Annotated in this window: 16 protein-coding genes and 2 pseudogenes; 9 read left to right on the top strand and 9 right to left on the bottom strand. The window is 59.0% G+C overall.

Going from position 1 to position 11,295, the window contains the following annotated elements:
- Both KIP88_RS47565 and KIP88_RS44225 read left to right on the top strand, forming a co-directional pair.
- A pseudogene (locus KIP88_RS47565) lies at window positions 1-175 on the top strand (SOS response-associated peptidase); the annotation flags it as partial.
- Window positions 172-435, top strand: a complete 264-nt coding sequence (locus KIP88_RS44225; RefSeq protein WP_214494313.1) for a hypothetical protein — start codon at window positions 172-174, stop codon at window positions 433-435. The pseudogene KIP88_RS47565 and the gene KIP88_RS44225, both read left to right, overlap by 4 nt.
- A gap of 135 nt (window positions 436-570) precedes the next feature.
- On the opposite strand, the gene KIP88_RS44230 is transcribed toward KIP88_RS44225, so the two are convergent.
- Window positions 571-993, bottom strand: a complete 423-nt coding sequence (locus tag KIP88_RS44230; protein WP_214494314.1) for a GYD domain-containing protein — start codon at window positions 991-993, stop codon at window positions 571-573.
- Window positions 994-1,210: 217 nt separating this feature from the next.
- Here KIP88_RS44230 and KIP88_RS44235 point away from each other — a divergent pair, with 217 nt between their 5' ends.
- Both KIP88_RS44235 and KIP88_RS44240 read left to right on the top strand, forming a co-directional pair.
- On the top strand, window positions 1,211-1,555 hold the full coding sequence (locus KIP88_RS44235; RefSeq protein ID WP_214494315.1) for a response regulator: 345 nt from the start codon (window positions 1,211-1,213) through the stop codon (window positions 1,553-1,555).
- A gap of 464 nt (window positions 1,556-2,019) precedes the next feature.
- Window positions 2,020-2,259: a hypothetical protein gene (locus tag KIP88_RS44240; protein WP_374226606.1), complete on the top strand. Its 240-nt coding sequence runs from the start codon at window positions 2,020-2,022 to the stop codon at window positions 2,257-2,259.
- Between the two features lie 228 nt (window positions 2,260-2,487).
- Here the strand turns inward: KIP88_RS44240 and KIP88_RS44245 are convergent, their stop codons facing one another.
- Complete coding sequence (locus KIP88_RS44245; RefSeq protein WP_308163817.1) at window positions 2,488-2,967, bottom strand: DUF4142 domain-containing protein; 480 nt, start codon at window positions 2,965-2,967, stop codon at window positions 2,488-2,490.
- Between the two features lie 236 nt (window positions 2,968-3,203).
- On the opposite strand from KIP88_RS44245, the gene KIP88_RS44250 reads away from it, so the two are divergent.
- Window positions 3,204-3,521, top strand: a complete 318-nt coding sequence (locus tag KIP88_RS44250) for a hypothetical protein (RefSeq protein WP_214494316.1) — start codon at window positions 3,204-3,206, stop codon at window positions 3,519-3,521.
- A 108-nt stretch (window positions 3,522-3,629) separates the two neighbouring features.
- Here the strand turns inward: KIP88_RS44250 and KIP88_RS44255 are convergent, their stop codons facing one another.
- Entirely contained in the window at window positions 3,630-3,809 is a 180-nt protein-coding gene (locus KIP88_RS44255) for a DUF3606 domain-containing protein (protein WP_214494317.1), read from the bottom strand.
- 123 nt (window positions 3,810-3,932) lie between these two features.
- Here KIP88_RS44255 and KIP88_RS44260 point away from each other — a divergent pair, with 123 nt between their 5' ends.
- The 3 genes and pseudogenes from KIP88_RS44260 (at window position 3,933) to KIP88_RS44270 (ending at window position 5,128) form a co-directional block, all read left to right on the top strand.
- A complete protein-coding gene (locus tag KIP88_RS44260; RefSeq protein WP_249791523.1) occupies window positions 3,933-4,196 on the top strand; it encodes a hypothetical protein in 264 nt (87 codons plus the stop codon).
- Window positions 4,197-4,572: 376 nt separating this feature from the next.
- Window positions 4,573-4,943 (top strand): annotated as a pseudogene (locus tag KIP88_RS44265) (DNA ligase); the annotation flags it as partial.
- Window positions 4,940-5,128, top strand: coding sequence for a hypothetical protein (locus KIP88_RS44270; protein WP_249791524.1), 189 nt, complete (start codon window positions 4,940-4,942; stop codon window positions 5,126-5,128). The pseudogene KIP88_RS44265 and the gene KIP88_RS44270, both read left to right, overlap by 4 nt.
- 37 nt (window positions 5,129-5,165) lie before the next feature.
- Here KIP88_RS44270 and KIP88_RS44275 read toward each other — a convergent pair whose 3' ends face one another.
- The 5 genes from KIP88_RS44275 to KIP88_RS44290 form a co-directional block, all read right to left on the bottom strand.
- Window positions 5,166-5,462, bottom strand: a complete 297-nt coding sequence (locus tag KIP88_RS44275) for a hypothetical protein (protein ID WP_214494318.1) — start codon at window positions 5,460-5,462, stop codon at window positions 5,166-5,168.
- Between the two features lie 82 nt (window positions 5,463-5,544).
- Window positions 5,545-5,724, bottom strand: a complete 180-nt coding sequence (locus KIP88_RS44280; RefSeq protein WP_214494319.1) for a hypothetical protein — start codon at window positions 5,722-5,724, stop codon at window positions 5,545-5,547.
- Window positions 5,725-6,604: 880 nt separating this feature from the next.
- Window positions 6,605-6,730, bottom strand: coding sequence for a hypothetical protein (locus KIP88_RS48075; RefSeq protein ID WP_283848591.1), 126 nt, complete (start codon window positions 6,728-6,730; stop codon window positions 6,605-6,607).
- 1,583 nt (window positions 6,731-8,313) lie between these two features.
- The gene (locus KIP88_RS44285; RefSeq protein WP_214494320.1) at window positions 8,314-8,898 is read right to left on the bottom strand and encodes an NUDIX domain-containing protein; all 585 of its coding nucleotides are present in this window, start codon (window positions 8,896-8,898) and stop codon (window positions 8,314-8,316) included.
- Window positions 8,899-9,096: 198 nt separating this feature from the next.
- Window positions 9,097-9,957, bottom strand: coding sequence for a hypothetical protein (locus KIP88_RS44290; RefSeq protein WP_214494321.1), 861 nt, complete (start codon window positions 9,955-9,957; stop codon window positions 9,097-9,099).
- A gap of 279 nt (window positions 9,958-10,236) precedes the next feature.
- Here KIP88_RS44290 and KIP88_RS44295 point away from each other — a divergent pair, with 279 nt between their 5' ends.
- Window positions 10,237-10,812, top strand: a complete 576-nt coding sequence (locus KIP88_RS44295) for an alpha-ketoglutarate-dependent dioxygenase AlkB (protein WP_214494322.1) — start codon at window positions 10,237-10,239, stop codon at window positions 10,810-10,812.
- A 128-nt stretch (window positions 10,813-10,940) separates the two neighbouring features.
- On the opposite strand, the gene KIP88_RS44300 is transcribed toward KIP88_RS44295, so the two are convergent.
- On the bottom strand, window positions 10,941-11,295 hold a 355-nt coding region (locus KIP88_RS44300), incomplete at its 5' end, for a glycosyltransferase (protein ID WP_214494323.1).

An 11,295-nucleotide genomic window follows, 5' to 3' on the forward strand; every position in this document is an offset into this window, starting at 1 on the left:
CGTCGAGCCGATCCACCCGAAAGCCATGCCCGTTATTTTGCTCACTGACGAAGAACGCGACGTCTGGATGCGCGCGCCGTGGGATGAAGCCAAGGCGCTACAGCGGCCGTTGCCCGACGATGCGATCAGGATCGTCGCGCGCGGTGTCGACAAGGAAGACAAAGCCGCCGCATGAAATACGCCACCCCCCCCCGCCCATATGCCGACCCGGAAAAAGCCGCTCGCCGAATCCTCGAAATCGCCAATGCGGTCGAGCCGATTCAAGGCCGCATCCACATCGAGAAAATTAACGAGCCGTTTCTCTTCCGAGACCGCGGCAGCCCGGCCGAGTACGGCGCGGGCCTCAAACTCGCGATCGAGCGCGGCTGGCTCAAGATGCATGAGTCAGGGACGTTCGTCACCTTCACGCCAGCGGGCGCCGAACTATTCGCGTGATGGCGAGGCCGCGACCAAGGTGAGCTAAGATAAACGTCTATTAGTCGCTCGTGCTCCTCGCTAGTTAAGCTTCAATAGTCTAACCAGGTTGACACCCCCTTTGACGAGGGTGCCTCCTCAAGGCGTGTCCCGTCATTACTTGGTAGCCGTGGGCGCGGTATAGCCAGATTTAACGCTCTTTGCCTTGTCCATTGCCGCCTTGTACTCCTCCGCATTCATCAGTCGCACGGATGCGTTCCTAGTAAAGTTGCCGGTAGCTCTGGTCGTGAGTGCGATGGCCTGACCTGTTATCTCGTCAGGGAGTTGGACGATAAGCATTCCGTCCCATTCCAAATTTCCCGGGAACCAGTAGCTAGCCTCGACCTTGCCGCCAAACCCCTCGAACAATTTCGCTACGGCGGCTGAGCGATCTTGCGGGTTGTCCGTCATCGCTTTGACGGCGGAATCCGAGTATTTGAAGAACTGAGCGTATCGATGCATGGTATTTGACTGTGCCGTTGCAGGTACGGCCAACCCCACTGCAAGCGCTGACGCAACGATGAGTGAATGTATTTTCATGTTTCCCTCCCTCGGGTGAACGTCCTTCCCATTCGCCATCTTGATGGAGTGTTCTAGTCGGGATTTCATTGGAGGCATGAACCCGAACTAGGGATGGTAGACTAGACCTGTTCTAAGCTGGTGAAAACCGACTAGCGCACATTGTTCAAAAGTGACCACAAGCGGCGATGCAACCATTGCGAATTCCGGGATTTGTTTTTCTTTTCCGGAGGCAATGATGTCGAACTTCGTAACCCTCATTGTGGAGGATGATCCGATCCAGCGGGAGTGCCTTGCTGACCTTCTGAAAAGAGAGGGACTTGAGGTGGTGGAGTGTGCCAATGCAGCGGTCGCGGAACTGGTGCTGGCTTCAACCGGTCCTGACCTCCAGGCTCTGGTGACCGATGTAGAGCTGGGTGGAGAGACGTCCGGCGTGGAACTTGCGGAGTATGCCAAGCGCAAATTCCCTGATCTGAATGTCGTACTGGTCTCTGGATATGGCCCGCCAGTCCTTCCGCACAACACCCACTTTCTTATGAAGCCTTATGAGCCGCAGCAGCTACTGGACGCGGTGCTGAGGTGAGCTGATTGTCGTCGGCGCTTTGGGACGTGGCCAAGCAAATACTTGAGGCCTTCGACGGCTAGGTTGCGCTCGTCTCCGTCTTTGTCTTTCAAGAAACTGGAAACCTTCTCCCGAGCTTCGGCCTCCTGCACCGGCGTGAGATTGACCATCATGCCATTGGTTTGCATCACACGATCGATGGCAGCTTGCATAGAGGTTCGCCTACGTTGTTCCGGAACATGGAACTCCCGATTGTGAAAGGGAGTCCCGAGGCCAAGTTTCTTTACGACGAACGTCGAACGAACCCACAGAGAACATTTTAAACGGCGGCCGGCGTCGAACGAACCCGTAGAGAACGTTTTAACGCCGGCCGGTTTCTTCTCCGAGCTCAGCCGCCGCCCGAACTACTTGGGCCGGCCGAAACCGAAAAGTTCCCTGTAGGGAACGAAATAAACCTATGGCGCCCGCTATTGGCGGGGCGCAAAATGTTCCCCGTCACCGCGCGATCCTTTGGATGGAGCAGCGCCATGCAGCGACGCCGTTTCAACAACGTGGTGTCCTTTCCCGATGATCTTACTCAAGAGGCCGAACGCTTACGCGCGGAAGCTGAGAAACTACCGCCCGGCACGGAGCGACATGAGCTCGAACGTAAGGCCCGGCAGGCCGAGACCGCCGCGCATATCGACGAGTGGCTGAAGTCACCCGGTTTGCGACCCCCGGAATGACGAGGCAAGGTGCGTAGTATCGCGGAATATTTAGAAAGAGCGGCCGAATTCGAAGCGCTGGCTGCGGAAGCGTCGAACGAAACGCTGAAGAAGAGGTACAATGATATCGCCGCCTGTTACCGGCTGTTGGCAAAGGACCGAGAATGGCTATCGGCACCGGCGCAATTGAAGGCGAGCACGCTTGACTCTTGGCCAAGGAAATCTTGGCCGGGAAATACTTGCCGAGTTTCAACGCTTTTGCGGTCTCCAAATGTTTCTGCAGCGTATCGATCTGGCCTGAAGCATATTCCCGGTAGCATCCTTGATCCTGGACGCCTTATTGTACTCGGCGATATCTTTTTTATGGTCTGCGACCATGTGCGTTGCAAACATTTTGTCAAAGGCTGCGCCGGACACTTTCGACATCTTGTCGTAGTCGGCTTTTTGCTTCGCATTTGGCCCGGCTGGTGGGCTCATTCCCAAGTTCTTGGCAGCATCCAAAGCCTTCTGGTTGGCGGCGGCGTGATCGGTGGAAAGCATTTTGCCATACGACTTGACGCCATCGCTCTGGCCATTCTTCTGCGCAAGGTCTCCCATGCCGACTTCAGCGAAATTGCCCTCGATAGCCTTCTTAAGGAATGCTTCGCTTAGCTTGTCTTTCGCAGATGCGCCGGCAATCGAGATGACCATCAGGGTTGCTGCCCCGAGCCACAAAACTATTCTATTCACAGCGTTCTCCCTATTGGACGATCTATTCTTGAACACGCCACCAGTCGGAGCGGTTCCAATTGGACACATGCGCCTGCGCAGTCCGTTTAACGAGCGCCCGCCCGCAGTCGCGCAGACCTAGGGTTCGCCCAGCACGATCGGAAAGAGTCGCGTTCTAACCCCCTTTTCGAAAGGGAAAGTTAGGAACCTCCCTCCTCGCGGTGGTTTGTCAGCCACCTCAACCGATGGAGCCTGCCATGAAGGTAAGACCGATTCTCTTCACAAGCTTCGCAGCTTTACTAATTAGCACCGGGATTTCGCTGGCGGGGCCGTGCAACACTACTGCAGACAAGGACGCGGGGTCGGGCCCGACGCCCGGCAGCACGGCTCAAGCAACCACCGGCACCGCCAGCCCCAACGCGCGCAGTGGCGAACACCCGCCCACGGCGACGATGAATCAGGCGGCCAGCAGTACGGCAGCATCGAGTCAAGATGCGCAGCGCCAGATGCAGGGCCAGCCCACCGCTGCCCAAGAAGCCCAGGGTGCCAAGGCAAAGTCAGGCAACGACTGCTGAAATTCTTACAGAGAAAGGGTCCCAGCGGCGGCCGAGACCCTTTCGGGAGGTTGTGTCGCACCGGGGGAAGCGCGACATCATCTCAATCCCCCACTCTGAAAGTCGTTCCTAACGTCCGAGCCGGCGCTCGACACGCTTCCGGCTGGAGCCACTTTCTTGACCGCCTTCGCGCCAGCCCGACCTCTTGGTCTTCTTCGCCGTGTAGCGTAACTCGTAATCCTGCCCGCCGGCGACCCGCGCCCGGTCCTGCTTGCGCCCGCGGCTTGATTGCTTCTTTGCCTTTGCCATTCTGCAATACATCCCATTGCGAATGGCAAGCGTCGTGATGTGCCGGGTTCCTGTTGTTCCCGCCGGAACGCTTCAGGTCAGGCCAATTTAATTCCGTATTATGTGGAGTTGCGTAGGGTCTAGTTGGACGCCGTCGATCTCCCGAATGACAATGATGAGACGGTCTACCTGGTGGCGGATGATTTCGGTCGATTAGGCCGCACCTGGCGCGAAGCCGATTACGAAGCCATTCCGGGTCATCGCCTTCAGTACCGCCGAGCGCTGGTCGGAAGATGTTTCCGAAGAGTTGCCCGGGAATTGCGCCGCCGCTGCGATCTGCAGGGCCGCGAGCCGCCTGCTGCGATTTCTGATTCGAACGGCACGAGGATCGCGATCGGCGTCAGTTGACCGTCCGGCTGGCCTAAGACTCGCGTTTCGCCTGCCGTTGCTTATTCATCCCGCATTCCGGCGGAATGTTCGGCGGGCCTCGAGCGCGCGATTTCCCTTGGCTAGCTGGAACTTCACGAGAGCGGCACGTTGTAAAGCTGACGCAGAGCGGAGCTGATCTCTTCGCCTACACCACGATGAGGCATTCCGATGAAAGATGCCTTTGATCAATGGTGGGAATGGGCCAATAAGCCATTTTCAGACATGGCGACGATACCCGCCGAAATACACGAACCTGTCATGGCCTTATCGCCAGAGGATCGTTGCGACCGGGCGAAGGTCAACGAAGCCGTGCGGCGGTATCAATGCGGCCGGAGCCCAGGTTGAGCGGCCTTTTCGTCACAGCCACTATCTTTCCGGCCGCGGCAGCGACTGGGTCAAGAAGACCTGCGCCCAGCGCGAGACGCTGACCATCGCAGGCTTTGCGCTCGACGGCAACGACTGGGACGGCATCTATGTCGGCCACCGGAAAGGGATGACCTGATCTATGCCGGCAAGGTCGACCATGGCTTCGACAAGAAATCTTCCGCCGAGCTGCGCAAGCGCCTCACGCCGCTGATCCGCAAAACCCAGCCCTACACCAAGCGGATCGCGCACAAGGGAATCTGGGTGGAGCCGGAGCTGAACGCCGAAATCGAGTACCGCGCCAAGTCAGCCGAGGGAAAGGTGCGCCACCCGTTCTTCAAGGGCCTGCAGGAGGACGTGTGATCGACGATTTCGATCGCTTCTGGCACTGGGCGAACAAGCCCCTCGAGAGCGGGCTGACTATCCCGGCCGACATTCATCACGCCGTCACATCGCTGCCACGGGAAGCATGGCATGACCGTGACCAGGTCAATGAGGCCGTGCGTAAGAATGCCGATGGAAATACCGCGCCAGAAGACCGGCCGTGATGAACCCGACAGGCCGGAGTCGGCCTTAACAAACGCTTCAAGACTGTTCCTTCGGCTCGAAACTTGATGATGCCAATTCTAGCGCAGCGCGGCCCCTTGCCGTGAGCACCATCCGGCCATGCTGTCGGGCTTCCGGCGGATCGGCAATCAGCCCGGCGCGTGCGAGCGCCCACAAGGGTACGCTGCTGCATGGTCCGATGAGGGTATAAGCTATGCTGTTGCGCGTTCGATAAACCTCGCCACGCGCCGTGGCTTGCAAAGCTCGATATTGGGCAATGGTCAGTCTAAGAGGCACGCTTTCCCCATCAATTTGCCAGCTCCGCGCCTTGACCATGGTTCTCATCTCCGTGACAAGTCAGCGACATATGCAAGGTTTAAGAGGACGCTTGCGGCTCGGCGATACCAGCTCAAGCGGATCACGGCTCACGGCGCGGACCCGGTTCACCCTCGCGGCGGCTTTGGAGCTGCTGTAACTTGCGCTCGTAGGTTGCTGCCAAGGCGGTTAGGCGCGCGACGGTTTCTGGGTGGTTGATGCGTAGGAGGAGCTGGCGGCAGGTTTCGACGATCATGCGCAGTTGAACCGGGTCATTATCCATGGCGGTGACACCGCAAGCGGTGCAATTTGCTTGCGTGTAGCGGACTCACGGGGTCGCTTCGCCTACGCTCGATGAATTCCAGCTCCGCCGGGTAGACCGCCAGGCTGTAGGGCTGGCTGCTGAGGCGGACGAACACCCGGCGAGACCCCACCTTCGTAATGATGCCGGTTATTGGCGGATCATCCCCGTCGCGACGATAGACGACGGCTCGGCCAACTGCGGATGCGCTCGGCACTACCATGGGCACCCTCCCAGAATAGTTTCCTCGCCATGAAACCTCCGATTGTGGCGGGCGGAAAGTGCATTTTGTGCCAAAGGATGGACGTGGTTAACGCGCGATCAGCTCAGCCAAGCCGCCGGACGCAGGGGTGTAGGTGGCTTCGGAAATTCCAAACCTTGGGCGATTTTGAGTTCCAGAAAAGGAACCCGCCGCAGTTGCATAAGTTAAACTTTACCCTTTTTTTAGAGCTTGGCACAAACTGCGCTGGCAAACCCGCTGCGGTTGTGTTCTGCTAAGCATGCTCGGCCAGCCGATTTCCCAGCCCCCTCCCAAATATCGGCGGGCGAGCGCGCAGCCCCCGGCGTAGCCCACTCATATCTGCGCCGGGGCGGCCCCCATCTTCATGCTGTTTGGCAAGGGTCCGCTCCCGGCCAGTGTTGGAACTTTTCACGTCGCTAAAAACACCGCGCGGTTGATGATCGGCGATGACGGTCGGGTCAAGTGGTCTTCAGCGTGCGGTTTCCGGCGATGAAGGCGACGTCGCGCGACAGCCCGTCCAGCTTGGCCACCACGACCGGGGCAGCGTCGCGTTATGGCAATTGGATCGGCATATCGAGACATTCAGGCACATGTCCGAGCGGCCAATCCTCAGGCAATCGATTACTCGCCATGGCGCTCGCTGATCTCTCGCTCGGCTTGAAGCCAGAACTCCAGGTCGCGTGAAGCAATCCGGGCCGCCTGCTCGATCTTGCGCGCCAGTTCCCGGGGGTCGTCACTCTGATCCATAGACCATCTCCAAGAGTAGGACGGTCCAGGTCAGTGGTTTGTTGATTAGCGATGATGGAAACGTTCTAGGCGGCCCGACGCACGACGGGACCAACGACATGCCCCGGGCCTTACCGGCATGAGGAACGTCCCCTCGCCCGACGTGTTGAGCCTGATGGAGAGCATTGTCGTGCATCCTTCAAAAGAGAGATCACGAAATGACCTCGACTCCTGAAGTTACGCCACGCCCCAAGCGACTTCTCGGCCTTGGTGGCCTGCCCATTATTCTTTCCATGATCCGGTGATCTTAGGCCTTGCCAGGAGCCGCCGCTCGAGGTGCGCCGCCGCGGTATCGTTCGGGCGGCGGTGGAGGCGTGCGCTATAGAATGAACATAACAACAATGACGAGTGCAATGGGAAGCGTCGCCCCAACAGCCAATGCAAAAATATTGAATGCGGCTTCTCTTCTCATGATGCACCTCATTGCACTGCGGCGCGGGAGCTTCCAAGCGTCGAAACTTTATGCGCGAGGTGCGTTTTTGTTTCCGCGCGCATTGCCGCACGCGCTTTTGTCGCGCCTTAGAAAGCTCTCGCTTGCCGGCGGGCCACTTTTGGATCGACGATAGAGCGCGCGCCGCATCACCGGGAGCCTTTCCCTCAGCCTTTCAACTAAGATCGCCGCAATAGCCGCGCGTGGCTGGACAGCCTTGCGATTTGCCTTCGCACTCTCGTGGAGTGCGGAGAGATCGATCTTATCTAGTGCATCGAGCCAATCGCTGCCGAACCAGTTGGGGTGTGCGAGCAAGAAGTCCGACACGGCCCAGATCACCGGTGCGGTGAGTGCCCGATCATTCCCATTGCTCTCGACAATCGACAGGAGCACCTCGCGAAGGTGGGATTCTCCCCCGTCAGACAGCAATCTCTGCAGCGTCGAAGCCGCACAAGTCTCCAAGGCCGCGCCCCCGGCTCGACGACGGCACGGCGGTACAACTGCGATTCCAAATTCGGAGCAGATGCTGGCGACATCGGACATTGCAGCACCGAGGTACAACAAAACCTGTGGCCTCCGGTATGGAATTTGAGCCACGGCAATTCTAACGGCCCCGCTTCCTTGGCAAATTCATTAGTCGTCTAGTGACGCGTCGTGTCCGTGGTTTTCTGCAAACGTGCGAGATGCTCGATCTGATCGATCAACTGCGCCGCCTGTTCTTCCATCTGCAACGCAACGCTCTCGCTGGAGGCGGTGGCACCAGCGCGGTAAGGCCCGATTGTAGCTGCGGCTCAGCCACCGTCCGGCTCTTGCAAGACGGCGCGCTAGATCACGTCGGCCGCGAGTGCAGCATTGCCTTCCAGCCTCCCATTCTGATTCTTTGTCGCCGAAACTGCACCATCGCGCGCTGGATGATGCCATGGCAATGTCCTCCTCCCTTTGCATATCGCGACACTAAAAGACCCCGCTAATTAGCCAGGATGATCAGCAGAACTAACGTGGTGAAGTCTCGCTTGACTCCGCTGGCCGCTATATATCCGGCGCAACGATTGCGGTCTCCGGCGAAAAGCCGTTCTGTAACCCCGCCCGCATGCGGGGTTACTGACCGACGCATTCAACCGCGAGTCGCGTGATTGCTCAAATATTGAACGAGAACGACCGTCTTTGCGTCGACGATTTCGCCGGATGCGATCATCGCAGCCGCTTCCTCTAGTGTCGTCTCGATCACATCAATATCTTCGCCCTCCTCCTTGAGCCCGCCGCCGGCTGATACCTTGTCGGCCGGGGAATAAAGGCAGGTGAAGAAGACGATCTTTTCCATGATCGCGGCGGGGCTCACATAGAGCTCGAACAATCGTTGCACTTTCGTAATGCGATAGCCGAGCTCTTCCTCCATCTCCTTCACGATACGCCGCTCAGCATTTTCACCGTCGAGCTTTCCGGCGCACGCCTCCACGCTTCCCTCGATGCCGTCCTGCAGGAATATCGGCATCCGTAACTGCCGGGTGAGCAGAACGGTGTTGCGGCCGGGATCGTAGGGAAGAATAGCAGCCGAGTTGCCGTTGTCGTAAATCTCGCGCTGGCGCCGCTGTGGCTCGCCGTCGCGCCTGCGCTGCTCATAGCTCACGCTGATCAGCTTGCCCTTGTTGTGAGCAATGGTCTCGACATCGTATACGCGTACAGTGCCGTCCATTTTCATGGGCTTTCAACGCTGCTGGATAGAATTTGATCCCTTCAGCCCGCCGTTGCGAGGCGCACTCGGCAAATTGCGGGCCAACGTTGAACTCGCGAACATTCTAAGCTGGCCTGACTTCGACTGCCATTTTGAGTCTACAGCAGCCGCCCTTCACCCCCTGCCCTCTCCCGGTAAGAGCGGGAAGAGGGATAAGAGACGGCGCTACCGCAGCACCCTCTGCCGCCGTCGATCGAGCGCCTTCGACCGCTCCATCCACTCCGGCAGCGGCGCGCCGTCGCGATGCCGTCCGCCGGCGCACGCCGCGGCCCAGGCGGCTACGGCGCCGAGCAGGATCGCGGTCGCGACCGAAAAGGCGAGGATGATGGTGCTACGCCGTGAACGTGCAATGGCTGTCTTGGCGTTGGCAATGACGCTGTCGACCCTGCGTTCCGCGTCGGCCGAGGCAAGGCCGGTTAGCGCTCCGACCTGCTGAATGAGATAGGTGCGGTCGTCCGCGCTCAAGCCGCTATGACTTGAGGTGGTGAGAAGGATACGGCCAGCTTCGGCACGCTCGGCGCTGAGATCGACATTGGGTGCGCGGCGGCCGGCGCGAAACAGCCGGTCCAGTTCGTAGCTCAGCAGCGGTTCGGCCGCGCTTGCCTGCGCAGAACTGCGCATCGAGGGCGTCCGATTGATCGTTGCCGCGCCGATCAGGGCGGCGACGAAGGCGCCCATGACAACAGCAAGCGCCCAAGTGCCCAGACCGTGGGCGCCGTCAACGTGTTCTGTTTCCTCCACCGCAGCCGGGCCGGCCGCGGTGCGGGTATGTCCGGCGATATAGCCGCCGAGGCCAAAGCTGAGCACGGCCTGGATGATCAGATAGAGGCCCGACAGGATCGCCAGTGCCGCGGACGCATCGCGCCACGTTGGCGCCGTCGACGTGACGCCGAGGCCAATCGTGACCGCGAATGTCAGCAACACCGAGGAGAGCGCAGTCGCCGCGAACGCCCCGAGCACGATCGGCGACCATTGCAGGAAGCGCGGCGCGATATCGCTTCGCGCCACCGGCGTGACGTTTTCCATCGACCTCTCCATGGTGCTAGCGAAGGCCGAAGAAGGACAGAACCGCCAATATCACGACAATTAGGCCGACGAGATAGATAAGACCGTGCATGGTTTCCTCCTTATGTCCGCCCATTTCTCAATCGACAATCGGCCGCAACTGGCAAAGTTCCTCACGCCAACAGGAAAAGTGGCAATCGGCAAAGCACGGTGGCCCCCTGATGCCATTGATGTCCTTCGATTCAGTCGCTTCGGTCCCCATATTCGGGCTATGCGCAACCCCTGTTTGAGGACGTCGGCTTGACCGAACAGCTCGCCCTTTTTCCACAAGCCACGGGCAAGCCGGAGGGGCTCCAATATGTCGCTGAATTCATCTTGCCGACGCTTGAGCGCGAGCTCATTGGCCATGTCTCGGCGTTGCCACTGCAACCGTTCCAGTTCGGCGCCTTCGAAGGCAAGCGCCGGGTGGCATCGTTCGGGTTCCGCTACGACTACACGTTGCAGCGGTTGCAGCCGGCCGAGCCGATGCCCGACTGGCTTGGTCCGCTGATTGAAAAGGTCGAGGCGTTTGACGGGCCGTCGACGCAAATCGCGCAGGTTCTCTGCACTGAATACAACGTCGGCGTTGGGATCGGCTGGCACCGCGACAAGCCGCACTTCGACCGGATTTTTGGTCTGTCGCTGGGATCGGCCTGCAAGGTCCGTTTTCGGCGCGCCGTTGGCGAAAAATGGCAGCGCTATACGCTCGAGGCCGCGCCACGCTCGCTTTACATAATGTCGGGCGAATCCCGACGGATCTGGGAACACAGCATTCCCGCCGTCGAGGCGCCGCGTTACTCCATCACCTTTCGTACGATGGCTGACCGAAAGACCTAGCAGCGCGGACCTTCAACTCTGATAGACTGCCGCTCTGTTCAGAAATCGCGGGATCGAATGGCAAGACGTAGCGGCAGTCTACCCCTGCATGGCACAGCAATACCTAGCTCAGCCACGCAGTTTGCGCGTCAGGCTCCCGTCGATCCTGCTTCGGGAGCGCTAAGATCCGTTGCATCTATGGATGAATGCGCGGACGAATTGATTCTTACCAACCCGTGAGGTTTCACATTGTTCAGGTACGGTGCCAACGCCGCATAGTGATTAAGATACTCTTCCGCCATTCGTCGTGAGGTAAATCGCTTTTCAAACTGGGCCCGGATACGACGCCGGTCGAGCTCGCCTAGACGCGCGATAGCCTGAATTGCTTCCTCTTCGTCTGACACGACAAAGCCCGTTATACCCTGGTCAACGACTTCCGGTACGGATCCCGACCTGAAGGCAATAACAGGTGTGCCACAGGCCATTGCTTCAATCATCACCAAG

This window comes from Bradyrhizobium sp. SRL28 (assembly GCF_018596315.1).
In the GTDB taxonomy this organism is placed as follows: domain Bacteria; phylum Pseudomonadota; class Alphaproteobacteria; order Rhizobiales; family Xanthobacteraceae; genus Bradyrhizobium.

What these genes read in the sequence shown, in the direction of transcription:
- KIP88_RS44255 (WP_214494317.1), bottom strand. Translation starts at nt 3,809, where the DNA reads ATGGCAAAGGCAAAGAAGCAATCAAGCCGCGGGCGCAAGCAGGACCGG.
- KIP88_RS48075 (WP_283848591.1), bottom strand. Translation starts at nt 6,730, where the DNA reads ATGGATCAGAGTGACGACCCCCGGGAACTGGCGCGCAAGATCGAGCAG.
- KIP88_RS44240 (WP_374226606.1), top strand. Translation starts at nt 2,020, where the DNA reads ATGTTCCCCGTCACCGCGCGATCCTTTGGATGGAGCAGCGCCATGCAG.
- KIP88_RS44290 (WP_214494321.1), bottom strand. Translation starts at nt 9,957, where the DNA reads ATGGAAAACGTCACGCCGGTGGCGCGAAGCGATATCGCGCCGCGCTTC.
- KIP88_RS44230 (WP_214494314.1), bottom strand. Translation starts at nt 993, where the DNA reads ATGAAAATACATTCACTCATCGTTGCGTCAGCGCTTGCAGTGGGGTTG.
- KIP88_RS44275 (WP_214494318.1), bottom strand. Translation starts at nt 5,462, where the DNA reads ATGGTCAAGGCGCGGAGCTGGCAAATTGATGGGGAAAGCGTGCCTCTT.
- KIP88_RS44280 (WP_214494319.1), bottom strand. Translation starts at nt 5,724, where the DNA reads ATGGATAATGACCCGGTTCAACTGCGCATGATCGTCGAAACCTGCCGC.
- KIP88_RS44250 (WP_214494316.1), top strand. Translation starts at nt 3,204, where the DNA reads ATGAAGGTAAGACCGATTCTCTTCACAAGCTTCGCAGCTTTACTAATT.
- KIP88_RS44225 (WP_214494313.1), top strand. Translation starts at nt 172, where the DNA reads ATGAAATACGCCACCCCCCCCCGCCCATATGCCGACCCGGAAAAAGCC.
- KIP88_RS44285 (WP_214494320.1), bottom strand. Translation starts at nt 8,898, where the DNA reads ATGAAAATGGACGGCACTGTACGCGTATACGATGTCGAGACCATTGCT.
- KIP88_RS44235 (WP_214494315.1), top strand. Translation starts at nt 1,211, where the DNA reads ATGTCGAACTTCGTAACCCTCATTGTGGAGGATGATCCGATCCAGCGG.